Origin of the sequence: Metabacillus sediminilitoris (genome assembly GCF_009720625.1) — a bacterium.
Lineage (GTDB): Bacteria > Bacillota > Bacilli > Bacillales > Bacillaceae > Metabacillus > Metabacillus sediminilitoris.
The window spans coordinates 4,370,689-4,396,408 of the sequence record NZ_CP046266.1 but is presented as its reverse complement, the minus strand read 5'-3'; the positions used below and the strand labels follow the sequence as shown (position 1 = coordinate 4,396,408).

Annotated in this window: 21 protein-coding genes and 1 other annotated feature; of the genes, 12 read left to right on the top strand and 9 right to left on the bottom strand. The window is 34.7% G+C overall.

Going from position 1 to position 25,720, the window contains the following annotated elements; all coding sequences use genetic code 11:
• The first annotated feature begins 17 nt into the window (after positions 1-17).
• On the top strand, positions 18-947 hold the full coding sequence (locus GMB29_RS21145; protein WP_136352069.1) for an ABC transporter ATP-binding protein: 930 nt from the start codon (positions 18-20) through the stop codon (positions 945-947).
• The gene (locus GMB29_RS21140) at positions 947-1,708 is read left to right on the top strand and encodes an ABC transporter permease (protein ID WP_168733785.1); all 762 of its coding nucleotides are present in this window, start codon (positions 947-949) and stop codon (positions 1,706-1,708) included. The genes GMB29_RS21145 and GMB29_RS21140 overlap by 1 nt, the downstream gene beginning before the upstream one ends.
• Before the next feature lie 102 nt (positions 1,709-1,810).
• Here GMB29_RS21140 and GMB29_RS21135 read toward each other — a convergent pair whose 3' ends face one another.
• A complete protein-coding gene (locus tag GMB29_RS21135; protein WP_136352067.1) occupies positions 1,811-2,926 on the bottom strand; it encodes an aminopeptidase in 1,116 nt (371 codons plus the stop codon).
• Positions 2,927-3,194: 268 nt separating this feature from the next.
• Between GMB29_RS21135 and GMB29_RS21130 the strand changes: the two genes are divergently transcribed.
• The 5 genes from GMB29_RS21130 (at position 3,195) to ccpA (ending at position 8,008) form a co-directional block, all read left to right on the top strand.
• A complete protein-coding gene (locus tag GMB29_RS21130) occupies positions 3,195-3,623 on the top strand; it encodes a DUF948 domain-containing protein (RefSeq protein WP_136352066.1) in 429 nt (142 codons plus the stop codon).
• Between the two features lie 37 nt (positions 3,624-3,660).
• The gene (locus tag GMB29_RS21125) at positions 3,661-4,164 is read left to right on the top strand and encodes a YtxH domain-containing protein (RefSeq protein ID WP_136352065.1); all 504 of its coding nucleotides are present in this window, start codon (positions 3,661-3,663) and stop codon (positions 4,162-4,164) included.
• Positions 4,165-4,238: 74 nt separating this feature from the next.
• Positions 4,239-4,568 carry a bacillithiol system redox-active protein YtxJ gene (ytxJ, locus tag GMB29_RS21120; protein ID WP_136352064.1) on the top strand — a complete coding sequence of 110 codons (330 nt, stop codon included), beginning with the start codon at positions 4,239-4,241 and terminating at the stop codon, positions 4,566-4,568.
• Between the two features lie 491 nt (positions 4,569-5,059).
• On the top strand, positions 5,060-6,136 hold the full coding sequence (locus tag GMB29_RS21115; protein WP_136352063.1) for a bifunctional 3-deoxy-7-phosphoheptulonate synthase/chorismate mutase: 1,077 nt from the start codon (positions 5,060-5,062) through the stop codon (positions 6,134-6,136).
• Between the two features lie 867 nt (positions 6,137-7,003).
• Positions 7,004-8,008, top strand: a complete 1,005-nt coding sequence (gene ccpA, locus GMB29_RS21110) for a catabolite control protein A (RefSeq protein WP_136352062.1) — start codon at positions 7,004-7,006, stop codon at positions 8,006-8,008.
• A gap of 279 nt (positions 8,009-8,287) precedes the next feature.
• On the opposite strand, the gene GMB29_RS21105 is transcribed toward ccpA, so the two are convergent.
• The 3 genes from GMB29_RS21105 to GMB29_RS21095 all read right to left on the bottom strand — a co-directional run bounded on the left by GMB29_RS21105 (position 8,288) and on the right by GMB29_RS21095 (position 10,815).
• Positions 8,288-9,445 (bottom strand): acetoin utilization protein AcuC, encoded by a 1,158-nt coding sequence (locus GMB29_RS21105; protein WP_136352061.1) that lies wholly within the window; start codon positions 9,443-9,445, stop codon positions 8,288-8,290.
• Positions 9,442-10,086 (bottom strand): acetoin utilization AcuB family protein, encoded by a 645-nt coding sequence (locus GMB29_RS21100; protein WP_136352060.1) that lies wholly within the window; start codon positions 10,084-10,086, stop codon positions 9,442-9,444. Before GMB29_RS21100 ends, GMB29_RS21105 begins: the two co-directional genes overlap by 4 nt.
• Before the next feature lie 96 nt (positions 10,087-10,182).
• Positions 10,183-10,815 (bottom strand): GNAT family N-acetyltransferase, encoded by a 633-nt coding sequence (locus GMB29_RS21095; RefSeq protein WP_136352059.1) that lies wholly within the window; start codon positions 10,813-10,815, stop codon positions 10,183-10,185.
• Positions 10,816-11,182: 367 nt separating this feature from the next.
• Here GMB29_RS21095 and acsA point away from each other — a divergent pair, with 367 nt between their 5' ends.
• Entirely contained in the window at positions 11,183-12,895 is a 1,713-nt protein-coding gene (gene acsA, locus GMB29_RS21090) for an acetate--CoA ligase (protein ID WP_136352058.1), read from the top strand.
• Positions 12,896-12,999: 104 nt separating this feature from the next.
• Here the strand turns inward: acsA and GMB29_RS21085 are convergent, their stop codons facing one another.
• Positions 13,000-15,834 (bottom strand): transglycosylase domain-containing protein, encoded by a 2,835-nt coding sequence (locus tag GMB29_RS21085; protein WP_136352057.1) that lies wholly within the window; start codon positions 15,832-15,834, stop codon positions 13,000-13,002.
• 132 nt (positions 15,835-15,966) lie between these two features.
• Positions 15,967-16,185: a binding site (T-box leader), on the top strand.
• Between the two features lie 68 nt (positions 16,186-16,253).
• Here GMB29_RS21085 and tyrS point away from each other — a divergent pair.
• Complete coding sequence (gene tyrS / locus GMB29_RS21080) at positions 16,254-17,513, top strand: tyrosine--tRNA ligase (protein ID WP_136352056.1); 1,260 nt, start codon at positions 16,254-16,256, stop codon at positions 17,511-17,513.
• A 176-nt stretch (positions 17,514-17,689) separates the two neighbouring features.
• Here tyrS and GMB29_RS21075 read toward each other — a convergent pair whose 3' ends face one another.
• Positions 17,690-17,983 (bottom strand): RNA polymerase alpha subunit C-terminal domain-containing protein, encoded by a 294-nt coding sequence (locus GMB29_RS21075; RefSeq protein ID WP_136352055.1) that lies wholly within the window; start codon positions 17,981-17,983, stop codon positions 17,690-17,692.
• Between the two features lie 389 nt (positions 17,984-18,372).
• Positions 18,373-18,975: a 30S ribosomal protein S4 gene (gene rpsD / locus GMB29_RS21070; protein WP_136352054.1), complete on the bottom strand. Its 603-nt coding sequence runs from the start codon at positions 18,973-18,975 to the stop codon at positions 18,373-18,375.
• Between the two features lie 353 nt (positions 18,976-19,328).
• Between rpsD and GMB29_RS21065 the strand changes: the two genes are divergently transcribed.
• Entirely contained in the window at positions 19,329-21,131 is a 1,803-nt protein-coding gene (locus GMB29_RS21065) for a sensor domain-containing diguanylate cyclase (RefSeq protein WP_155443929.1), read from the top strand.
• A gap of 41 nt (positions 21,132-21,172) precedes the next feature.
• On the opposite strand, the gene GMB29_RS21060 is transcribed toward GMB29_RS21065, so the two are convergent.
• Positions 21,173-21,652 (bottom strand): GAF domain-containing protein, encoded by a 480-nt coding sequence (locus tag GMB29_RS21060; RefSeq protein ID WP_136352052.1) that lies wholly within the window; start codon positions 21,650-21,652, stop codon positions 21,173-21,175.
• A gap of 123 nt (positions 21,653-21,775) precedes the next feature.
• Between GMB29_RS21060 and refZ the strand changes: the two genes are divergently transcribed.
• Positions 21,776-22,426 carry a forespore capture DNA-binding protein RefZ gene (gene refZ, locus GMB29_RS21055; protein WP_136352051.1) on the top strand — a complete coding sequence of 217 codons (651 nt, stop codon included), beginning with the start codon at positions 21,776-21,778 and terminating at the stop codon, positions 22,424-22,426.
• Here the strand turns inward: refZ and hisJ are convergent.
• Positions 22,412-23,218, bottom strand: coding sequence for a histidinol-phosphatase HisJ (gene hisJ / locus GMB29_RS21050; RefSeq protein WP_136352050.1), 807 nt, complete (start codon positions 23,216-23,218; stop codon positions 22,412-22,414). The two genes, refZ and hisJ, sit on opposite strands and share 15 nt — an antisense overlap.
• 395 nt (positions 23,219-23,613) lie before the next feature.
• Between hisJ and ezrA the strand changes: the two genes are divergently transcribed.
• Complete coding sequence (gene ezrA, locus GMB29_RS21045; RefSeq protein ID WP_136352049.1) at positions 23,614-25,311, top strand: septation ring formation regulator EzrA; 1,698 nt, start codon at positions 23,614-23,616, stop codon at positions 25,309-25,311.
• Positions 25,312-25,720 lie beyond the last annotated feature (409 nt).

Sequence of the window (25,720 nt, the reverse complement as noted above, 5' to 3'; positions counted from 1 at the left end):
TAAATGAAGGTGTTAGTATGAAAGAATTTGAAATTGTTCTAAAAGTAGATCATCTAAGTAAAAAAATCGGGAAATCCCTTATTATTAAAGATGTAAGTTTTGAACTCTCTCGCGGGGAAATCCTTGGCTTGCTTGGTCCGAATGGTTCTGGGAAAACAACAATTTTAAAAATGCTTGTTGGTCTCATTAAACCAACAAACGGGCTGGTATTGATTGAAGGTCATCATATCAACAAAGAATTTGAAAAGGCAATCATGCATGTCGGAGCAATCATTGAAAATCCAATTATGTATGATTATTTATCAGGCTATGATAACCTAATCCATTTTTTCCGAATGACAGATCAATTTTCATCTAAAAGAATCGATGAAGTGATTGAACGCTTAAAAATGGATGACTATATTTTTGATAAGGTTTATACCTATTCCCTAGGAATGAGGCAAAGACTTGGTCTTGCTCAGGCACTTCTTCATCGACCATCCATACTACTTTTAGATGAACCGACTAACGGGCTTGATCCAGAAGGGATTAAAAGTCTGAGAGAAACATTAAGAAAGCTTGCTCGTGAAGAAAATGTGTCAATCATTATCTCAAGCCATATTCTCGCTGAAATTGAATTGATATGTGATAGTGTATTAGTTATGGATGATGGAACATGTATACAACGTGGGTTATTAAGTGATTTACAAGAGGGTACAAGCACGCTGCAAACTTATTCCTTTAAGGTGTTAAATGGAGAGAAACTAAAAACTATAATAGAAAATAAATTGGATCATAATAATATACATTATCATTCGAGTGGCTTTTCAATCGAATTAATGATACATGATGTTGCACAGCTGAATAAGCTGCTTGTCTCATCAGGAATCGATGTAGTCGGAATTGAGAGAACTGGTAGTCCGCTTGAAGAGCTATTTTTACAAACAGTGCGAGGTGAAGGATCATGATGTCTTATCTTCACTTACTTAAAAATGAGCATATGAAACTATTTAAACGTCCTAGAATATGGGTTTTAATTGGCTTAATGGTTATAATAAATATTGTTTTCAGTTTATTTTTTAAATTTCTATTTAAAGGTACTGATTTTACTTTTTGGGATTATATTCAAGTTAGCTCTTATTTGCTAATAGTCATCCAGTTAATGTGTATTATTGTTTCTGGCGACATTGTTTCAAGTGAATTTGAAAAAGGTACGATCAAGTTTTTATTTACAAGGCCTGTAAAAAGGGCAAAAATATTACTATCCAAATATCTAACAGTTTTATATATTACTGGATTATTTGTGTTACTTCAATTATTGATGTCATGCATACTTGGGCTTATTTTTTACTCTGGAACATTATTTGACCTTGATCAAAAAGTATTAGTTGGATTAGGTGGTTATTTGTTTCAGTTCATTGAAATGATTGTCATGTGTTCAATTGCATTTTGTCTTTCTGCTTTAACACGAAGCAGTGTCTTTTCAATCGCGCTTCCTATATTTTTACTGTTTACATCTAGTGCGGTTATCACACTGTTAGATCATTATCATTATGAGGCAGGAAAGTATTTACTATTTGCCAATACAAATTTAATGCCTTACTTCTTCGGAGAGCCTTTATTTGAAGGAATGTCGTTGCCATTCTCTATTTGTAATATATTTATTCATCTTGTCATTTTATTTTATTTTACATTACTCTCATTTACGAAGAGGGATGTACACGTATAAACTAAAAACGAAACGCATGGATTTATTATCCATGCGTTTCGTTTTTATGATTGTTTTTTCACCCACGATGAAATGAAATGTGAAAGTAAGAGCTTGCGTTTCTTATTTTAAATTCTCTGGATTTAAAGCCTCCAACTCGGGTATGACAAAACGGCCATCTTTTCGAATAAGCACATCATCAAAGTAGATCTCACCACCGCCATACTCTGGGCGTTGAATCATAACCATGTCCCAATGGATGTTTGAATGATTCCCATTGTACGCATCATCATATGCTTGACCAGGAGTGAAGTGGAAGCTGCCATCAATTTTTTCATCAAAAAGGATGTCTTGCATTGGCTGAGAGATATAAGGGTTCACTCCAATTGCAAATTCACCGATAAAACGTGCACCTTCATCTGTATCAAAAATTTTATTAATTCTTTCTGTATCATTTGCCGTTGCCTCTACTATTTTTCCATCTTTAAATGTTAATTGAACATTTTCAAATGTAAATCCATTATAAGGTGAAGGCGTATTATATGTAATTTTGCCATTTACAGAATCTTTAACAGGTGCTGTATATACTTCACCATCTGGTATGTTCATCTGACCAGAACATTTTATAGCTGGGATGTCTTTAATTGAGAACGTTAAATCAGTTCCTTCTCCAGTTAAACGAACTTTATCCGTCTTATTCATTAATTCAACTAATGGATCCATTGCTATGTCCATTTTACTATAGTCAAGATTGCATACATCAAAATAAAAATCCTCAAACTGTTCCGTACTCATTTTCGCCAACTGAGCCATAGAAGATGTAGGGTATCTTAATACGACCCATCGTGTTTTTGGAACACGAATTTCACGGTGTACCTTTTTCCCAATTGTTTGGCCCTGCAATTTCATTTTTTCATCTGAAATATCCGCAAATTCATTGATGTTATTTCCAGATCTTAAACCTACGTAAGCATCCATTTTCTTCATTACTTCAGCTTCAAAATCTGCGATTAATTGAAATTGTTCTTCTTGTCCTCCCATCATTAACGCTCGATCAACCTGGTGATCCTTCAAGGAAACGAATGGGTATCCGCCCGCTTTATATGCTTCTTTAACAAGAGCAACCACTAACTCTCTTTGCAGTCCGAAATTTTCAATTAATACTTTTTCGCCTTTTTGTAAACGGATTGAATAATTAATAAGGTTTTTTGCAAGTGTTTCAATACGTGGATCTTTCAAAATAAAACCTCCTAAAAAAGTAGTCTTCCAAGATTTATTTTACCCGAACAGGATTATTCTTACGAACGAGAAGATAAAAAGATAGAAAGCATAAGAGTTTTGTCTTAGTTATTACAATATGGCAAAGGACTAATGTGCTCATGGATAAATACAGGTAATGTCATAAAAATTGTCAAATATAGGAGAGAATTTATCTATATTGTAAAGTTTCTGTTTATAATAGATTATAATGGGTATAGAACATTAAAGACATTAGGAGGTGTAGGACATGATCATTATTTTATATCTAAGTGTTGCTCTAATAGCTGTAGCATTTACGATTTTAGTGGTATATGTGTCGAAAACATTAAAGGCTCTACAAGAAACTTTATCGAATGTAGCAGGAACTTTATCTGGACTTGAAAAACAAATGGAAGGAATTACGCTTGAAACAACAGAATTATTACATAAAACAAATGCACTTGCAGATGATATCCAACATAAGTCAGAAAAATTAAATACGGTTGTTGAATCTGTTCAAGATGTAGGTACAACAATACAACAGTTAAATCATTCTGTTAAGAGAGTGACAACTTCTGTTTCTACAAGTCTTAATCAAAATCAAGATAAAATAAATCAAGTTGTCCAATGGAGTAATGCTGCGATGGAAATATGGGCAAAATGGAAGCAGAAAAGTGAAAGCAAAACGACAGGTTGATCGAATCGATTATCTGATTTAGAGGAGGTAGTTATAAATGGGTAAAAATAATAGTAAAGATTTTATTGTTGGTTCACTAGTTGGAGGATTAATCGGGGCGGCAACAGCATTATTTTTAGCACCGAAATCTGGTAAAGAAATTCGCGATGATCTTGGGCAACAAGCAACAATGGTAAAGAAACGTACAGGACGAATGACTAGTGATGCTCTTGAAAAAAGCTCAGGCATAGCAAGTGCCGCAAAAGAGAAAACCGTTTCACTTTCACAGGCTGTTACTGAACAATCTTCTCAGATTATGAATAAAGTCCGTGATATGAAAGGTACAACAAAAGGACAAAGTGATTTCATTGAAAAGGAAATAGAAGAGGCAATGGAACAAATTTCAGATGATTCAGCAACTTCAAATAAAGACAATGGACAAACAGATCAATCCGTTGCAGTTGTAGAGCCAGTTGACTCCGGTTATGATAATGATAAAAAGGTGCAACAACAGGCTAAAGCTGACGATAACTCAGAAAATCAATTGAAAACAAATTCTTAAGAGGTCTAATTATTAGTATGAAAGAGAACTGTGAAACATGATATCGGTATCTCTTTAGTAGAAAGGTGAAGAAAGTGAGTAAACAAGCGATAGAGACAATAGAACAATTTGAGGAAGTATTAAATAACAATGATGCATTTTTATTTGTAAAAAATAGCTTAACATGTCCAATTAGTCAGGCTGCGTTTGAAGAATATCAAGAATTTACGGACAAACATCCTGACTTTCCAAGCTATCATTTACATGTTCAGGATGCAAAACCACTTTCAAATTATATTTCAGAAACATTTGGAATTAAGCATGAATCACCTCAAGCCCTATTATTTAAAGGGAAAAAAGTTGTATGGGATACTTCTCATTGGAAAATCACTTATGATTCACTCAAAAAAGAAACAATTGGTTAAAAGAATGTGGCTGCCTACTACTTTAAGATTGGCAGTCACTTTTTATTTTTTAAAAAAGCTGTTTTCGCAAACTTTACCAAGTAGTGGGGTGTGGTTGACTGCCGCTCCTGATGCTCGCTTTCCGCGGGGATGGGGGCGTTGAGCCTCCTCGGCGTAAACGCCAGCATGAGTCTCGCAATTCCGCTCAATCAACCTAAAATAGTTTTCGTTTTAAAAGCAACAATCTCTTAGAAAAGAGACTTTATAAATTAATCATTCATTCGATAAATAAAATCATTAATTGGTTTGGTATCATCTTGACTTAAAAAGCATACGTTGTAAAGTGGCGATGAATAAATCGTACACCCAAACACTTTACCGCTTAAAAGCGTTTAAATATTAAAGTTATTAATGACAATACCATTTTTATCGTATATAATAGCAAATAATATAAAAACATATTTTATTATTCAAATTATTTTGAGGATTTTATTTAGGGAAGGATGAGAGAGATGAGTCACGCGGAATTAGAGGCATTAAGAGAGAGAGCAGATGAGATTAATTTACAAATATTAAAGCTAATTAATGAGCGAGGTAGAGTTGTTCAGGAAATTGGTAAAGCAAAAGAAGCACAGGGTGTTCATCGTTATGATCCTGTTCGCGAACGCAAAATGTTAAATAATATTAAAGAATATAATGACGGTCCATTTTTGGATTCAACTTTACAACATATTTTTAAGGAGATTTTTAAAGCAAGTTTAGAATTGCAGGAAGATGACCATAGCAAAGCTTTACTTGTTTCCCGTAAGAAGAAACCAGAAAATACAATCATTGAAGTTAATGGAGTTCGTATCGGTGATGGAAATCAGTCATTCATCGTTGGGCCATGTGCAGTTGAAAGCTATGAGCAAACTGCTGCTGTTGCAGAGCAAGCTGTTAAACAAGGTATCAAAATTCTCCGTGGCGGTGCGTTTAAACCACGTACAAGTCCATATGACTTCCAGGGGCTTGGTCTTGAAGGTCTGAAAATTTTGAGAAAAGTTGGAGACGAGTACGGTTTAGCGATTATTAGTGAAATAACAAATCCTGCTGATATTGAATTAGCATTAGACTATGTTGACATCATTCAAATTGGTGCACGAAATATGCAAAACTTTGATCTATTAAAGGCTGCAGGAGCTGTTCGTAAACCAGTATTATTGAAACGTGGATTAGCAGCAACAATTGATGAGTTCGTAAACGCTGCTGAATACATCATCTCACAAGGTAATGATCAAATTATCCTTTGTGAGCGCGGTATTCGTACGTATGAACGTGCGACAAGAAATACATTAGATATTTCTGCTGTACCAATTTTAAAACAAGAAACACATTTACCTGTATTTGTTGATGTGACTCATTCTACTGGTAGAAGAGATTTACTAGTTCCAACAGCTAAAGCGGCATTAGCCATTGGTGCTGATGGTGTAATGGCAGAGGTTCATCCAGACCCAGCAGTTGCTTTATCTGATTCTGCACAACAAATGGACTTTGATCAATTTGATAATTTCATGAAAGAATTAAAACCTTTAGTTAAAGTAAATGCTTAATCCATTTTAATGTGATAATTGTAAGTGTTAAGTTTGTCTTCAGTGAAAGTTATAAGGGGAATTGAAAGGTTTTTTAGCCTCAGTTCTTCTGGATTTAGAGGCATTGCAATCATTGTCATTGCCCTTCTTTTAGTACTTTGCTTTATGGTCACAGCACTGAATATAAGAAGGATACGGTTGGCTCAACAGTATATCTGAAAAAGAACAAGCTACATTTTATTGCTTGTTCTCGGATATAGCTGGTATATGAGTCAGCCTTTTTATTTTTAGGCTGTTTTCGCAAACTTTGTTGGTATTTACCAAGTAGTGATGTGTGGTTGATTGCAGCGAGAGATTCTCGCTTTTTAGCGGGGCGGGCTGTGAGCCTCCTCGGCGTAAACGCCTGCATGAGTCTCACATCACATGTCCCGCTGCTCCCGCAGAAGTCTCACAATCTGCTCCAATCAACCGGAAATAGTTTTCGTTTTAAAAGCAACAATCTCTTAGAAAAGAGCCTATTTGTAAAAAAAATTAATTAGACTTGACAATTAGCCAAGTTTTTCTAATAAATGTATAATAATAAGGGAAAACTATATGTATAACTTTTTCACCTAAAGAAATAAGTTAAGAATTGGTTGAATTTCAAGAGAATGTAATACTATATCAAAAGAAATATGTGAAAAAACGAACAATATGTGAAAACAACGTAAAAAACAATTGAAATAGATTGCAGAGGTTTTTAGAGTATCGTATGATTATTTACATGGAACGTGATTAAACACGGTTTTTAGACAGAATGTAGCAAATTATCTACATGTTAAACAATACGAAAATTTAAAGTGGAAATTTTAAATAGACGTTTTTATTGGAATAGAAGGAGTGTTCAAAATGTCAAGTGTTACTATTTATGATGTTGCCCGTGAGGCAAGTGTATCTATGGCAACTGTTTCTCGTGTAGTAAACGGGAATCCAAATGTAAAACCTACAACTAGAAAAAAGGTTCTTGATGCAATTGATCGTTTAGGCTATCGCCCAAATGCAGTTGCAAGAGGATTAGCTAGCAAAAAAACAACAACTGTTGGTGTTATTATCCCTGATATCTCAAGTACTTTTTATTCTGAACTTGCTCGTGGTATTGAAGATATTGCAACAATGTATAAATACAACATTATTTTAAGTAACTCTGATCAAAACAAGGATAAAGAGTTGCATCTTTTAAATACAATGTTAGGTAAGCAAGTAGATGGGATTGTTTTTATGAGTGGAAATGTGACCGAAGAGCTTGTCGAACAATTTAAGCGTTCTCCAGTTCCTATCGTATTAGCAGCGTCTGTAGACTTATCTGAAACAACACCATCTGTAAACATTAATTACGAACAATCTGCATATGATGTTATTTCAATGTTAGTTGAAAAGGGTCACAAAAGAATTGCCTATGTTGAAGGACCAGCTGAAGAACCGATTAATCGTTTGAAAAAGACAGTCGGTTATAAGCGAGCATTAGCGGATGCCGGCATTCCATTTGATGAGGAATTGGTTGTGGAAGGTGATTATACATACGATTCAGGTATTGAAGCGTTTGAAAAAATTGACGAACTTACCGAAAAACCGACAGCTATTTTCGTTGGGACAGATGAAATGGCTTTAGGAGTTATTCACGGTGCACAAGACCGAAATTACACAATTCCTGATGATTTTGAAATTGTTGGTTTTGACAATACGAGACTTTCCACAATGGTTAGGCCACAATTAACAACAGTTGTGCAGCCAACATACGATATTGGTGCTGTTGCCATGCGATTACTAACTAAGTATATGAATAAAGAAGAAGTGGATAATCACATTGTAGAGCTGCCACATCGAATTGAATATAGACAATCGACGAAACAATAATAAAAAAGATATTTTTATGAAGATAATGACGGGCTAATCATTTGTTAGCTCGTTTTTGTAATGTCATTACATTACCGATAGTTAAAGCGATCGATTGTTACACAACGTGAATGAAGAGGGGAGGGATTTGCCTTTTTTGTTGTGATCGCTACTAAGGTTTTCGTACTTTTTAAAGTATAACTAAGGGTTTTATATTTAAATAAGTAGCAACCTAATTAATAAATAGGTTGCTATTTATACAGCATTTAATGAGTCGTTCAAAATAGTAGAAATATGAATCTATTTATTTTGCCTTATCATTTGGAGTACTTTCGTTAGGGTTAAGGCATTTTTTTCATTGATTTCTTGTTTGCGCGGGATTGGTTTATATAAGTCATCAGTATCATACCAATTATTAGGAAGAGCAACAGGCGCTTGTTTTTGCCACTTATCAATCCATGATTTAGGCAGTTCATTTGGAACAGTCATATTATTCATTTCGAGCCAAATCAAGCTCCAAGCCCGTGGGACAACCCGCCAAATATCATAGCCGCCGCCTCCAACAGCTATCCAACGCCCATTACAATACTTATGGGCGATTTCATGAGCAAGCTTTGGAATTTCATGATAAATGGCCATAGTAGCAGATAGATGTGTTAATGGATCATAATAATGTGCATCAGCACCGTTTTGCGTTAAGATGACATCTGGCTTAAAAAAGGCTGCAACCTCTTCAACTGATGATCTATATGCATGAAGCCATGACTCGTCTTCTGTAAAAGCATCCAATGGTATATTAAAAGTATAGCCATATCCTTTTCCTGCTCCACGTTCTGTTATATTACCTGTGCCGGGAAATAAATATCTTCCAGTTTCGTGTATTGATAGAGTACATACATTTGGTTCATCATAAAATGTCCATTGAACACCATCACCATGATGTGCATCTGTATCAATATATAGCACTCTTGCTCCATACTTTTCTTGAATGTACTTAATAGCCACAGAGCTATCATTATAAATACAGAACCCTGAGGCTTTACCGCGAAAACCGTGGTGTAAACCGCCGCCGAAGTTTGCAGCGTGAGTTGCTTTTCCTTCCATTACATAATCTACAGCTGTTAAGGTACCACCTACTAGGAGTGAACTTGCCTCATGCATAAGTGAAAAGATGGGTGTATCATCTGTCCCAATTCCATAATTAAGAGCTTCTTGGAGATCTAATTGTCCATATCCAGCCATTTTAACTGCATGAATATATTTCTTATCATGAACAAGTGCAAGTTCATCATCAGAGGCAACTCTTGGTGTAACAATATGTTGGCTGTTAATCGCTTTTATTTCCTTTAATAAATCATATGTCAGTTCAACTCTTAACTGATTAAAAGGGTGGTCTGTGGAAAACTTATATTGTTGAAATTGTGGTGTGTAAATAAAAACTGTATCATTCTTGGTCATTTCATATTCCCCAATACTTTCGGCCACAAAACTTCATATCCTTCAGCCTTTAAATCACTGATAATCATCGAAACGTTCATCGTTTGTACACGAAATACTAGAATTTTTGCATCTTTATTTGAAGCAGGACAAACAAGAACACTTGAAATATTGACTCTTCGTTTTTTTAAGATTGCAGAAACTTCAGCTAACATGCCAGCTCTATTTGGTACTTTCACTTCTATTCGTGAGGAAGGGTGCTCAACCCCGGTAAGCTTTACAAACGTACTTAGTACGTCTGTTTCTGTTAATAGGCCAACTAATCTATCATCTTGTAAAATTGGTAAACATCCAATTTTATTTTCAATTAAAACGGCTGCTAATTCTTCAACAAAATCAAGCGGATGTCCCGTAATAACTTCTGTTTTCATGATGCTCGATATCGGTCTCTCTAAAAAATCTTCTCTTAATTCTAGTTGGAAAATGGATGGGCTTGCATCCTTTACGTCCCGTTCTGTAATGATACCTACTAAAATGTCGTCATCTTTTACAATAGGAATATGGCGGATTCGATTTTGTTTCATCGTGTTTAATGCCATTCGTATACTTTCGTCAGCACGTAAGGTTATCACGTTAGAATTCATTATTTGCCTAACGATCATTGAACTGCCTCCTTAAACATTTTACGCATTTTTCTTTGCAAAATGGGATTTTCCATTTTGGAGGTCAACTATGTTGACAACACCTATTCATAATAATTAATACATAAAGCGATTTTGAAAGCGCAAACGATCAAATTTCTCTATCGAATCTTGGCCGATCCGTTTTCCGATTTTGGCCATAAGGCAATTTGCCGGATGTGAACTGATTTCAGGATCATCAGTTGCATACCATTTTAACCCTCCGGCATTCATCATTTTTTCCATCATCTTTCGATATTCCCAAACGTTTAAACCAGAACCTTTTAAGTCCCAATGCCAATAATATTCAGTAGTGATTATGATGTAATCCTCCATCGCATCATCCATCATTGATACTCTTAATAAATTTTTTCCAATCGAATATCCGCGGAATTCTGCTGCCACCTCAATTGCACCTAATTCAATTAAATCTTCCATTTTTCCTTCAGACCATCTTTCCAATGGATCCGGGTAAAGATATGTAACATATCCAATGATCATCTCACGCTGTCTTGCAATGATAATTCTTCCTTCAGGTAAACCAGCTATTTCAACAAGGGCTTTATGCTGCTGTTTAGGCTGTCTAAATGCAACTAGTCCTTCATGAAATTCATAGTTTGCTAGTTTGTCCTGCGAAACAGGCCCTTCGATAAATATACTTCCATTCGGTGTTTTTATTTCCATTGCATTATATGTCTTATGATGTATCATTACGTCACCGCCTTGCGAAATTATTACCTACAACACTCCTATGGTGAAAAAACTGCCATCATGAAAAAATGAAGGCGAAATTTGGGTTTAATTACAGTAAGAGACAAAGAGATGTTCCGTATAATTAATCAAATTTCCAGCTAATATTAAAATATTTAGTAATTTAAGCGAGTTAAGTTCACATATTTACATAGTATATATAGAAGAAAGATTTTACGTAGGTTTGTCCTATATACTATTATACAAGATTCTTTACACGATAAAGCGTTTACATTATAATATTATTATAACAAATTTTCAAAGATTATGAAAAATGTAGTATTGTAATATAGTAGCAGTACCAAAGTTTACATAAGGGGGAATTAAAATGAAATTGGAAGCATTATCTCCAACAAAGGGGAATTTTAATTTGCAAGACTATGATGCTGTCTATGAATCATTTGATTGGTCAGAGGTTGAAAAAAACTTTACATGGTCAGAAACTGGTCGAGTTAATGCAGCATATGAAGCAATTGATAAGCATGCAGAATCATTCCGGAAAAATAAAATCGCCCTTTATTATCGAGACCCTGAACGTGATGAGAAGTATACCTTCAAAGAAATGAAGGAACTCTCAAATAAAGCTGCTAATGTGTTAAAGAAAACTGCTGATCTTGAAAAGGGAGATCGCCTTTTTGTGTTTATGCCTAGAACACCTGAATTATACTTTGTGTTATTAGGTGCGATTAAGCTGGGAGCAATTGTTGGTCCATTGTTTGAAGCATTTATGGAAGGTGCTGTTAAAGATCGTCTTGAAGATAGTGATGCAAAGGTGATCGTTACAACACCTGAATTGCTTGATCGAATTCCTGTAAGTGAATTACCTGCCTTAAAACATGTTGTCGTTGTAGGAGAATCTGTTGATTCTAAATATATTGATTTTCTAGCTGAAATGAAAACAGCAAGCAAAGAGCTTAACATTGAGTGGGTTGAAAAGACCGACGGGTTACTTCTTCACTATACATCCGGTTCTACTGGAAAGCCAAAGGGTGTCCTTCATGTTCATCAAGCAATGGTGCAGCATTATCAAACAGGACAATGGGTTTTAGATTTACAGGAGGATGATGTATACTGGTGTACAGCTGATCCAGGGTGGGTAACTGGTACTGTGTATGGAATCTTTAGTCCATGGCTTTCAGGTGCAACAAATGTCATTGTCGGTGGACGCTTTAAGCCTGAAGCGTGGTATAAAACGATTGAAGATTATGGTGTAACGGTTTGGTATAGTGCTCCAACCGCATTTAGAATGTTAATGAGTGCCGGTGACGAGCTTGTAAAGCAATTTGATACAAGTTCATTAAGACATGTATTAAGTGTTGGAGAACCACTTAATCCAGAAGTTGTTCGATGGGGAGTAAAAGTATTTCATAAACGTATCCATGATACGTGGTGGATGACTGAAACAGGGGCACAACTCATTTGTAATTATCCTTGTATGGAAATCAGACCTGGTTCAATGGGCAAACCAATTCCAGGAGTAAAAGCAGCCATAGTAGATGATCAAGGAAATGAACTTCCACCTTATCGAATGGGGAATCTTGCGATTAAAAAAGGCTGGCCATCTATGATGTATACGATTTGGAACAACAAGGAAAAATTCGAATCATATTTTATGCCTGGTGATTGGTATGTATCAGGTGATTCAGCTTATATGGATGAAGATGGCTATTTTTGGTTCCAAGGCAGAATTGATGATGTGATTATGACTTCTGGTGAGCGTGTTGGTCCTTTTGAAGTCGAGAGTAAGCTTGTTGAGCATCCTGCCATTGCAGAAGCTGGTGTTATCGGTAAACCGGATCCTGTTAGAGGAGAAATTATTAAAGCGTTTGTTGCACTTCGAGAAGGATATGAACCATCTGATGAGTTAAAAGAAGAAATTCGTACATTTGTGAAAAAAGGCTTAGCAGCACATGCAGCACCTCGTGAAATTGACTTCCGTGATAAGCTTCCGAAAACAAGAAGCGGTAAAATTATGCGCCGGGTCTTAAAAGCATGGGAGCTTGATTTACCAACTGGTGATCTTTCTACAATGGAAGATTAAAAATGGTGGCAATAGCGTAGTAAACAAAAAGAGCCAGAGATTTTCTTGGATATTTCCAATGAAAATCTCTGGCCTTTTTATTTCACTATGATAGAATCAACATTCTATATTGCTTCAGACGGTGGGGTAACAGCAGGTTTTGCTGGCTTAGCTGGAGCAGCTGGTGGTGTTTTTGGTTTGACAGTTTCAGTTGCAACAGGCTTACTCTTCTCTTTTGCATAATTGCCAACTTTAATTATTGCTGATGGTGCTGATTCTTTCCCTGCTACATCAACCGCAACAACATAATAGGCTGCTGGTGCTGTTCCGACATTTGCGGAAGTACTTGATGCATGAACACTAGCTACTTTTTTAAAGTTGGTCGTTTGATTGGCTGCTGCATATACTCTATAACCAATGACATCATTATCTGGATTCGCACCCCAGCTTATTTTTGGACCATTAACAGAAACCCCGCTAACTTGCTTTGGACTCGCTCCATTATCAGAAATTTCCTTATTTTCAGTTACGACAAGATTTCCAAACTTAGCTGTGTTGGGGAGTAATTTTTTTAAATCTCCAATACTGCTAATTCCATGTTTCTTTAGAATATCTTTTTTTAACATGACACCTTGTTGAACAAATTCGGAAGGTGCTGAGGAAGGAACTTTATATGCTTGGTTTTTAACAACGACAAATTTTCCATGTGTAAGACTATCATCAACTTTTGTAGGAACATACTTTGCATTGAAAAGATCACTTGTTACTAATCCAGCACTTCGGCAAAGATCTGAAGGAAGTTCACCTGTTAATGCACAATAAGAGCGTTCGACAATTCCTCCAGGCATTTCAAAGCGTTCTTTTGGAGCAATTAACTCCGGATTGACATCATGAGATACATTCATTAATTTTGCCCATAAAAGAATATTCCGTTTACTATAAGACATCCCTTTATAGTTTCTCTCTAGTGGTTTCGGTGTATCATATCCAATCCAAGTCCCAAAGGTCACATTTGGGTTGGTTGCAACAAACCATGCATCACCATAATCTTGAGTTGTACCTGTTTTACCAGACCAGTCAGCACTAAAAGAAAGGAATCCATTTAATGAAGCGGCTGTTCCACCTCTAATAACGTCTCTCATCATATCAATCGTTAAATAAGCAGTCTGAGCAGAAAATACATCTGTAGCGGTTTTTTCATGCTGATAGATAACTTTTCCGTCACTATTTTCAATTTTTTCAATCATATAAGCATCGACAAATTTTCCTTTATTAGCAAATGTTGCAAAGGCATTGACATTTTCTTCAACTGTTACTCCTGATGATCCTAAACTATGTGAAGGATATAAACTATCAGGAATTTGGGAGATACCCATCTTTTCTAAATAAGATGCTGGGTTTTTATTTATCACAGACATAAATGTTTTTACAGCTGGAATATTATATGAATATTTCAATGCCGTTCTTGCACTTGTTAAGCCATGATAGCTTCCACCACTGTTTTTTGGACTGTAGCCATTTATTGTGTAAGGTACATCCGCAATAACTGAACCTGGCTGCACTAGCCCTAATTCCAAAGCAGGTGCATATACGAGCAATGGTTTCATCGTTGATCCATTTTGGCGGACAGCATTTGTTGCATGGTTAAGATTTTCACGCTCAAAATCTCGGCCGCCCACAAAACTAATGATTTTTCCAGTACTATTTTCAATTAAAACCCCACCGGCTTCAACAGGCTCCTGGATCGTAATCGTTTCTCCTGTATCTGGGTCTTTTATTTGTTCTGGTTTATCACTGCCATAATATTCATACTGGGCAACGACATCTTGCATTTTATCGTATATATCTTTATGAATTGTCGTATGAATACGATAGCCATTATGTCTGATCTCATTGTCTGCTAAAGCCCTGTATTGGTTATAAAGAACATCATCTTTATCCAATTCATCTTCCGTGTAACCATCCTCCGTAGCGAGTTGGAGCATAATGATTTGTTTAGCACGATCCTCAATCTCGTAAGTTAAATATGGGTATTGGTCAATTGAAGAAGGCTTTTTATCAGTTAAGTTTGCACGTATATCATAAGTAAGTGCGGCTTTGTATTCTTCTTCAGTTATATATCCACCACTATACATTCGTTTTAATACGGTTTTCATTCTGTTAATACCTGGATCAAGGTTTTCTTTTACAGCCCCGCCCTTATTAGAGAATGGAGTGTATCCGAAAGGACTTTGGGGTAAACCTGCAATAAAAGCTGATTGTGGGATATTTAAATCTTTCGCTTCCACACCGAAGATACCCTTTGCAGCGGCCTGAACGCCAGCTATATTTCGGCCGTTTGAATTACGGCCAAAATCAGTAACATTTAAATACGCTTCGATAATTTCATCCTTTTCAAAGAATTTTTCTAGCCTTAATGCGAGAAGAATTTCCTTTGCTTTACGATCAAATGAAACCTCATTTGTTAAAATCTGATTTTTAATCAATTGTTGTGTCAAGGTACTTCCACCAGTCTTGACAGCAGCATTTGTAAATTCTTGAAATAATGCACGCATAATTGCTTTAGGCACAACCCCATCATGCTCATAAAAAAGTTCGTCTTCAGTTGCAATGACAGCATGAATGACATGTTGTGAAACATCTTCTAATTTTACCTCTTCACGTTCAATGTCAGCATTTATTTTTCCTAACAATACATTGTTTGCAAAAAATACTTGTGATGTTTCTTCATAATTGTAAATATCGTTTTTCATAACATTGTATGAACGAATTGGTTCGTCTTTTACTAATGAAGCGAAATACCCGGCTCCTACACCTCCGGCAAAACATAAACCAATGAGGCCAATAATAAAGAATAATAAGAGCAGACTTCCAATTACACTGTATGAAATTCGGAAACCTCTTATTATATCTTTGTTAAAAGGTGAGAAACGCCTAAGTTTTTCTTCCTTTTTTTTCATTATTTCAATCCCCCCGAATCTTACCTATTATACCATATGAGAACGCATATTTTGTATGGTTTTGTCAATCTATGTATTACCATTGACATTAGGTAGAATTTATGGTTAAAATGCTTGTAACAACATTAATACGTTATTGCTAAGATTGGGTTCAGTAGTGGAGATCTCCCTATTATAGAGAGCTGATGGTCGGTGGAAATCAGCATATAGATACTCCGTGAATTACGTCCATGAGCTTCTTTTTCGAAAGGGTGAGCCTAGTAGAAAAAGACGGTTTAACCGTTAAATTGCCGAGCGAGGATTTTAAGTTAATCCTAAGTAGGGTGGTACCGCGAATAATTCGCCCCTTCAGTTTTGAAGGGGCTTTTTGTTGTTCATTTTTCCTACTGAACGTTAATACAAAAAAAGGAGATAAAAGGATGAGTGAATTATTAAATGATTTACAATTTAGAGGTCTTGTAAATCAAGTAACAGATGAAGAAGGTTTGACGAAAATACTTGAGGAAGAAAAAATAAAGTTATATGCAGGCTTTGACCCAACGGCAGATAGTCTTCATATTGGTCATTTATTGCCAATCTTAACACTTAAAAGATTCCAACTGCATGGCCATCACCCAATCGCTCTTGTTGGAGGTGCAACTGGACTAATAGGTGATCCAAGTGGTAAAAAAGCAGAACGTACACTGAATACAGCTGATATTGTACAAGAATGGTCTAATCGTATTAAGGGACAATTATCAAGATTTCTTGATTTTGATGCGGAAGTGAATCCTGCAATCATAGCAAACAACTTTGATTGGATTGGCAGCCTTGATGTCATTTCTTTCCTGCGTGATGTTGGAAAAAACTTCGGTATCAATTACATGCTAGCGAAAGACTCAGTTAAAACACGTATTGACTCTGGAATCTCATTTACCGAATTTAGTTATATGATTTTACAATCATTTGACTTTCTTAAACTTTATCAAAATAATGGATGTAAATTGCAAATTGGTGGAAGTGATCAGTGGGGAAATATTACATCTGGATTAGAGCTAATTCGTAAATCTGAAGAAAATTCAAAGGCTTATGGATTAACGATCCCGCTCGTTACAAAAGCAGATGGTACGAAATTTGGTAAAACAGAGGGTGGTGCGATTTGGTTAGATCGTGACAAAACATCGCCATATGAGTTCTACCAATTCTGGATTAATACGGATGATCGCGATGTAATTAAATATTTGAAATATTTTACATTCTTATCACAACAGGAAATTGAGCAATTTGAACAAGAAGTGAGTTCTGCTCCAGAAAAACGCTTAGCTCAAAAAGCACTTGCAGAAGAAATGACAAAACTAGTTCATGGGGAAGAATCTTTGCAACAAGCAATTAAGATTACAGCTGCACTTTTTAGTGGAGATATTAAAGAACTAACTGGCAATGAAATATTAGAGGGCTTTAAAGATGTACCGTCTACAAAAATTGAAGAGGCTGAAATTGGCTTAATTGATCTCCTTATTCAGGCGAAAATTGCACCATCAAAACGTCAAGCACGTGAAGATATTACAAATGGTGCCATTTATATAAATGGTGAACGTGTTCAAGATTTAGAAAAAGTGATTGCTAATCAAGATAAAATTGATGGACAGTTTACGGTAATTCGAAGAGGGAAGAAGAAGTATTTTCTAATTCGATTCTAATTTCAGGGAATACATGCAAATTCCAGAACAACAAAATAAGTTGTTTTGTGCAGTCGAGAAAATGCAAAATAGCATATGCCAAAACAATCCATTAGTATATAAAAGTAAAAAGCTTGGATATAATATCCAAGCTTTTTACTTTTATGTTTTCAATAATGGTTAATCTGTCTTAGTGTTTAAGATTTGAATGATAATCCATTTTCTTTCAAAGCAGTCCTAAGTTTAGGTAAAAATGCTGGTCCCATACCGTGAAGTTTCAAAATCTCTTTCTCACTATATGTTGATAACAGGTGTAAAGAAGTTATTCCGTTGTGTTCCAATGCTCGTCTTGCTGGTGCAGAGAGTAATGAAAGAAATCCATTTTCAGGCTTGCGTTTTTGCTCACAAGTCGGACAGGTTGGACAATCACTGCTTTTATAATATTTATGACCTTTATTGCAGGTCTTTAAATTTTTTTCTGAAGTTGTCATATTAAAATTAAATGTCTCCTTTCTTTACCTCAGGCACCTTACCACATTCCAGTATGTATATTTTTGAGAATACTTCGCTAACTAATCATTTCACTATCCCATATTGTAATAGTAACAGAAAATGACACTTCTATGAAAATACTATACAACACAGTGACAATATCAATTGTCACAATGACGTTTTTTAATGTATATGCGAGTGTTTTCCTATTAATAAAATCAATAATTAGTGAGATAACAATGTTTTAAGTGCTAAAACCACAATAAGGTTTGACCAGAACGTAATTGCGATCGACAAAATCGGGACTGCTTAACCAATATCGATTTTCTTTTTTTATAAACTCTCTATAACAAAAAAAATCCTAGCCATAAGGCCAGGACTTTTTTTATTAACGTGAGTAGAACTCAACGATAAGAGCTTCGTTAATTTCAGCAGGTAATTCAGAACGTTCTGGTAAACGAGTGAAAGTACCTTCTAATTTATCTGCGTCGAAAGTTAGGTAATCAGGTACGAAGTTGTTTACTTCGATTGCTTCCTTAACGATGTCAAGGTTGCGAGATTTTTCACGTAAAGTAATTGTTTGACCTGGTTTTACTTGGTATGATGGGATATCTACACGTCCACCATCAACAAGAATATGACCATGGTTAACGATTTGACGAGCTTGACGGCGAGTACGCGCTAAACCTAAACGGTAAACAACATTGTCAAGACGTGATTCAAGAAGAACCATGAAGTTCTCACCATGTTTACCAGCGATTTTGCCAGCTTTATCAAATAGATTACGGAATTGGCGCTCATTTACACCATACATATGACGAAGTTTTTGCTTCTCTTGTAATTGTAAACCGTACTCAGAAAGCTTTTTACGTTGTCCTGGACCATGTTGTCCTGGAGCGTAAGGACGCTTTTCTAATTCTTTACCTGTACCACTTAATGAAATACCTAAACGACGAGAGAGTTTCCAGCTTGAGCCTGTATAACGAGCCATGCTAACTCCTCCTTTATGTTTTTATTTTGCATAAAATAAAAACCAAACTGATTGGACAATTATGCACATTTTGTTTTCATGTATCCTCGCTCCAGCAGCATAGAGTTACTCGATACACCTCCTAGCATTAAGGGGAACAAAATGAAATCAAAACTGCTACATCAATAGGCTGCATATTTTATACACAACGAACATTATATGTTTTAATATGTATAATGTCAAGATGGTTAGTGTTTTTTATTTATTGATTGATTTATTTATTAATAGTAAGAAAACTCTTATAGTTTCTCTCAAAAAGTAGGTTTTATGATATAATGTTATAAGGATTTTGTCATTTAATAGTGGGTGAAAAAATGGGTGGTCAATCAGTTGATAGTGTGGTTAAAAGTAAACTTTATGAATTGTTAAGTAATCAACTATACCGATATTCAATTAACGAAATAATTGAAAAGCTTATAGATGTTCTAAAAAGTGGGCTGAATATTAGCCATGCAGTTTTTTATACATATAACAAGCAATTAGATTACCTTACACCTTTTAATGAAAGGTGTCCAATTAAGTCTTTGCCACAGGACCTTCATGAAGGAAAATTATCTTCTTTTGGAGAATTTGATTACATACCATTATTTCAAAATGAAACGATTTTTGCTTTGATCGAGCTAAAAGGATTAGATAGAAGTCGCTTTCCTAGTGCTTCTTTAGATGAAATAGTGAAAGCTTGTACATTTTTTCACGCGTGTATTTCACAATTTTTGCTAATTACACAAAAAGGAAGAAAATTTGAACAGCTATATCTTTTGACTGAAAAATTCCATTCGCTTATGAATAAAGATCATGTGCTTGCAGAGCTAATAACAACATTAAAAACCATGTATTCTGATTATCTTTTCTACTTATTTTTATCACATGACAATGATAATCAAGGGGATTTACCGATAAAAGACTTAGGTTTTGATGATCAAGAAGGAAATGAAATAGCAATGGAAGCCTTTGTTACCGGAAACGTCCAGCTTTCTTTTGATAAAAAGAATCTGCAAACCTTGTTTTATTTTCCTATAAAAGGAAAACAAGGTGTGTATGGTGTTCTCCAGGTGGTTATTAATCACAACACTGAACTTGATGAGGAAAATAAAGGTTACATAACAATGCTTGCAAATGCAGCTGGAACAGCATTGGAAAATGCTCAATTGTATGAACAGTCTAAAAGATTAATAAAAGATTTACAATTAATTAATGAAATATCACATCGATTAAATAAAAACTTAAAATTTACAGATACAATGACATATCTATCTTCTAAAATAATGGATTCATTCGATGCTGAAGAAGTTGGATTTTTCTATATTAATCAATACGGGATGATTCAATTCTTTCCAGGAAGTACAAAATTCTTTAGCACAGAAGAAATTAATGTATATATTGAATATTTACGTGAAAAAATTGAAAAGGATTTAGAAGGTCTATTTATTGGTGATATAAAATCATATATACATGATGCAACATATTCATCAGTAATGGCTGTTCCAATGGTTCAAAGCAACAACCTAAAAGGATGTGCATTGGTTCTTCATAAAGAACCTTATCATTTTTCCTTCGATATGTTTAAATTGCTTCAATCATTAATACATCATACCACGCTCGCACTAACAAACTCTTTGTTACGTGAGGAGTTAGAAACATTAGTCAAAACAGATCATTTAACACAATTATTCTCGCGAAGCTATTTTAATGAACGTATTGAGCAATCGATAAATAAGGATCGGCAAGGTACCTTCGTGTTAATTGATATTGATGATTTTAAAAGAATTAATGACACATATGGCCATCAAACTGGTGATGAAGTTCTTGTTCAAGTTGCGAATATTATTAAAAATAATATTCGTGAGGATGACGTTGCCGCCCGTTGGGGTGGAGAAGAGATTTCTGTTTATTTGCCCCAAGTAGACCTTAAAACGGGGATTATTATAGCGGAGAGAATTGTTAAGTGTGTAAGAGAAAATACAAGTCCAGTTATTACGATTTCCTGTGGAGTTTCTTACTGGAATGCTAAAAACCATGAAAACGCAAATAAACTATTTAGTAGAGCAGATAAAGCGTTATATATTGCTAAAAACATGGGGAAAAATCAAGTTATTATACAAGAAGAAGTTACATAAAAAAGTGAGCTGAAAGTTAATCAGCTCACTTTTATTATGGTTTAAATATATTGGATTAGCACTTTGACAAACTCTTCTAAATAAGTTTGATCAAGCTCATCAAATCTATTTTTACTAGGACTATCAATGTCTAATACTCCAATTAGTTGATCCTCTTTTACGAGTGGGATGACAATTTCAGAATTAGAAGCAGCATCACATGCTATATGACCTGGAAATTGATGTACATCTGCTATTCGTTCTGTTTTTTGATTAGCTGCTGCTGTGCCGCATACACCTCTTCCTAATGGTATACGCACACAAGCAGGTAAACCTTGAAATGGCCCTAGTACTAATTGGTTTTTCTTTAAAAGATAGAAGCCTACCCAATTAATATCATTTAAAAATTGATTTAATAAAGCGGAAGCATTTGCTAAATTTGCTGTTTGATCATTTTCACCTTCAAGCAATGCTTGTAGCTGTTTAATAACTAATTGATATTGTTCAACTTTATTGCCATTATATTTTTCGACATGAAACATCGTAAAAACCTACCTTTTGAGAAGAATTAACAAAGTCCAAAAGAACTTTGTCGAGCGAAAGATAAAGGAATCTTCCTAATATCAATGGAATGTATAAATATATGAAAAAAGGAGGTGAATCATATGACTCAACAATCCTTACGAGACACAAAACAAAAAATACTTCATGCTGCAATGTACTTGTTTAATTCAAAGGGGTATAACGGTACATCTGTAAGAGAAATAGCGTCACGAGCAAATGTAAATGTGGCTCATATCTCTTACTATTTTAAAGGAAAAGGCGGCTTATTAGAATACCTTATTTCACAATATTACGAAGGCTATTTGGAAGTGATTGAAAAAAACCACTCTCAGCTTAATTTTGGAAATGCCCACAATATATTAAGTAAAATGATTTTGGACATTTTAAATTATCAACACGAAAATCGTCAACTTTCAAGATTAGTATACCGTGAAGTCACATTAGATTCAGTACTAATACGAGAGGTGATGACAACTTATTTAACGAAAGAAAAATACTTCATTAAGTCAGTCATTGATCAAGGGATTCAGGAAGGGTATTATCGTAAAGGGATTGTATCACATATGATCATACAATTAAGAAGCCTTTTGCATATGCCCTATTTACAACCGCAATATATGAGTGAAGTACTTCATATCCAACCACATGAAGCCTATTTTGTCCATCAATATTATAAAGAGCTAAAATTTTGGTTGAACACATTACGGGTCGAGAATCATTCCTTAGATGGAAAACTATTAGCTATTCGCTAATCTCTCATAATATATGTAATGCTTCCCAACATCCCTTGCACTATGGGCGTCTGAACCATAGATAAGAGGGATCTTTTGTTGGCGTGCCATTTTAGCAATCCATTCACTTGGATATGTTTCACCACAAAACTCTTTTCGTAAACCGGCTACATTATAATCAATTTCCAAACCTTTTTCTTTTATAGCTTGTAAAATCCCTTTAATAGATTCTTCTGTTGAAAAAGGAGAAGGGTACAATTTTTGGAATTTATTTACGAGAGTAATGTGGCCAATACGCTTTGGCTTATATTTCCCCAAGTTACTATGAATCGAATGTAAAACTTCCTGATAATAAGAAAGATGAAGATTTTGTATAGATCCAGCAATATCAATCATCTTCCCAAACGTTTTCTCATCATAATCCATACAATAGTATGATTGATTGAATTTAAGGAAATGAACGGAAAGAATACTATCATCTAAGAACTTTCCATATTGGTTTAAAAATTGCTTAGTTTCAGCCTCATAATCCTTTATATAATCGACTTCTAATCCAATATTTATCGTGATTTTGTTTCGATATTTAACTTTTAATGCTTCAATGTCCCTTATGTATTCTTCAATATCCTCTAATTTCATTGCACTATCTTTCATTGGAGTGGGATCAGTAAATGTTTTGGGAAGTGGTGCATGTTCAGTGAAAGTTATGCAGTTAAACTCTTCTTTCATTGCCTGCTCAATATATGCTTCAAGCTTATCCTTCGTCCCATGTGGACAATAAGGTGTATGAATATGTCCATCTTTTTTATCCATCAAAAATCATCCTTTCAAAAAACATGGCGGCAGGCCGTTTTTATAATTTTTCCGATACTTAAAAGTAAGAAACCTTTTAAGTATCGGAATTGGACATTTAATGTAAAAAAAATAAAATTTCTGCTCAAAAATTGTCGTTTACATGGTATCATAAATACATTGAAAATAACATGAAAAAAGTATTACTTAATTTAGAAGATTCTTTCTTCTCAGGTGAAAAAAGAATCGTTTGCTTAAACTTGTTTTGCATAATTAAAAATAATGTTAAAAAATGAACAATACTTATTACATAGATTTTTCGAAAAACGCTTATCAGCATGATATTGTGAAATTTTGATCAGTAGGGAGTTTTCTTCCTGTCATGAGGATTTTGTGTAACAACGAGGGGGCTCATTATGGAAGTAATAGTTGGTTTAATTCTCCTTCTATGTATTCTGTTTGGTGTGGGATACATTTATAGAAGAAGAATCTATAAAGATGTTGATCGGTTAGAAGCTTGGAAAATTCAAATCATGAATCGGTCGATAATTGATGAATTATCAAAAGTTAAAGAATTAAAAATGGTGGGCCAAGCAGAGGAACTATTTGATCAATGGAGAAATGAATGGGATGAAATTATCACAACTCAGCTACCTGAAGTAGAGGAACTCCTCTTTGATGCAGAGGATCACTCTGATAAATATCGATTTAAAAAAGCTAGAAATGTTCTTGGACATATCGAAAAAGTTTTGACAACAGTTGATGAAAATATTGATAAAATCATCGAGGAAATAAATGAACTAGTTTCTAGTGAGGAAAAAAACAAGGTAGAGAGTGAAGAAATCAAGCAACAAGTCAAAAAAGTGAAAAAAACATTGCTAGCACACAGTTATCAGTTTGGCAAAGCACATGGAAAATTAGAGGAGAAATTAGCTGAAGTTTCAGAAGTTCTTAAACAATTTGATTCCGAAACAGAAGAGGGAAACTATTTAGCTGCTAGGGAGATACTGTTAAAAGTGAAGAAGGAACTTGAGCATCTTCAGGTTAAAACAAATGACATCCCTAAACTGCTCACCGAATGTAATATTACATTACCTAACCTTCTAAATGAGTTAGAAGAAGGTTATAAAGAAATGGTTGGTAATGGCTATTATTTAGAACATATTCAAGTTGAAATAGAAATCGACAAAATTAACAAGCAAATAGAAGGATATCGGAAGCAACTTGAAAATGCTGAGATTGACGATGTCGCGGAAAGTTTGCAAGCCATACAAGAATCAATTGATACAATTTATGATCTATTAGAAAAAGAAGTTGAGTCAAATCAATTTGTTAAGCAAGCGAAAGAAACAATTAATCATAAATTGATTGAACTATCTGAACAGAATATAGCAACGATCGAAGAAACCAATCTCGTCAAACAAAGCTATCAATTGTCTAACACTGAACTTGATAGACAAAAACAAATTGAAAAACAACTGTCACAAATTGTAAAGAAATTCGAGCATATCAATCAAAATTTACAAAATGACCATGTTGCACATTCGATTATTAAAGATGAACTTGGAGAAATAGATAAGCAAATTTCTCAGCTTTTAGACGATCATAACGAATATCGTGATATGCTTCAAACTCTTAGAAAAGACGAGCTACAAGCACGAGAGAGTTTAAATAATTTAAAGAGAGTATTATTAGAAGCAAGTAGAGCGGTTCATCAAAGTAATATACCTGGTTTGCCTGTTGATTTCGTTGAGCTTATTGACAAAGCAAGAATAGAAGTTCAAAAAGTAACATTAAAATTAGATGAAATTCCACTTAATATGATTGTCGTAAATCAATTGCTTGAAGATGCAGTTCAAACAGTAGAATCTCTAAAACAATATGCTGATGAAATAATTGAACAAGTCACATTAGTTGAAAAGGTTATTCAATATGGCAATAGGTATCGCAGTCGAAATTCTCAACTTGCCACAAAGTTTAGAGAAGCTGAGGAATTGTTTAGAAATTATGAATACAGGAAGTCATTAGAAGCAGCAGCAGCAGCCCTTGAACAAATTGAACCTGGCTCGCTATCAAAAATACAAGAAATCATAAATGAACAAAAGCTTAAATAAAACGATTAAATACAGGATGATCTAGTGAAATCAATCCCATGTAGCTAAGTAAACAGCTTAATACATGGATCATTTCATCTAGTCATTCTGTTTTTTATTTTAAGAAATAGGCTTTGTTATCAGGCTTAAAAAGACCAGAAAGGTTCGAGCGTCGTGGAAGACGTTCTTCATCAAAGCTATGCAGGGCAAAAGTATGGTGAGCATCGAGGAAGACGTCCTTCATCAAAGCTATAAAGAACTAAATCGATAACCATTTTACAAGAATAAAAAATGAGCATAGTAATATTTTAATTTTGTACATTGTTATGATAATATTACATGTTGATGATGATGGAAGAAGAATTGTTCATCATCTAGAACAGAAGTTCTTTTTACTTAGTATTGGTCATTTAGCCAAAGCACATTACCT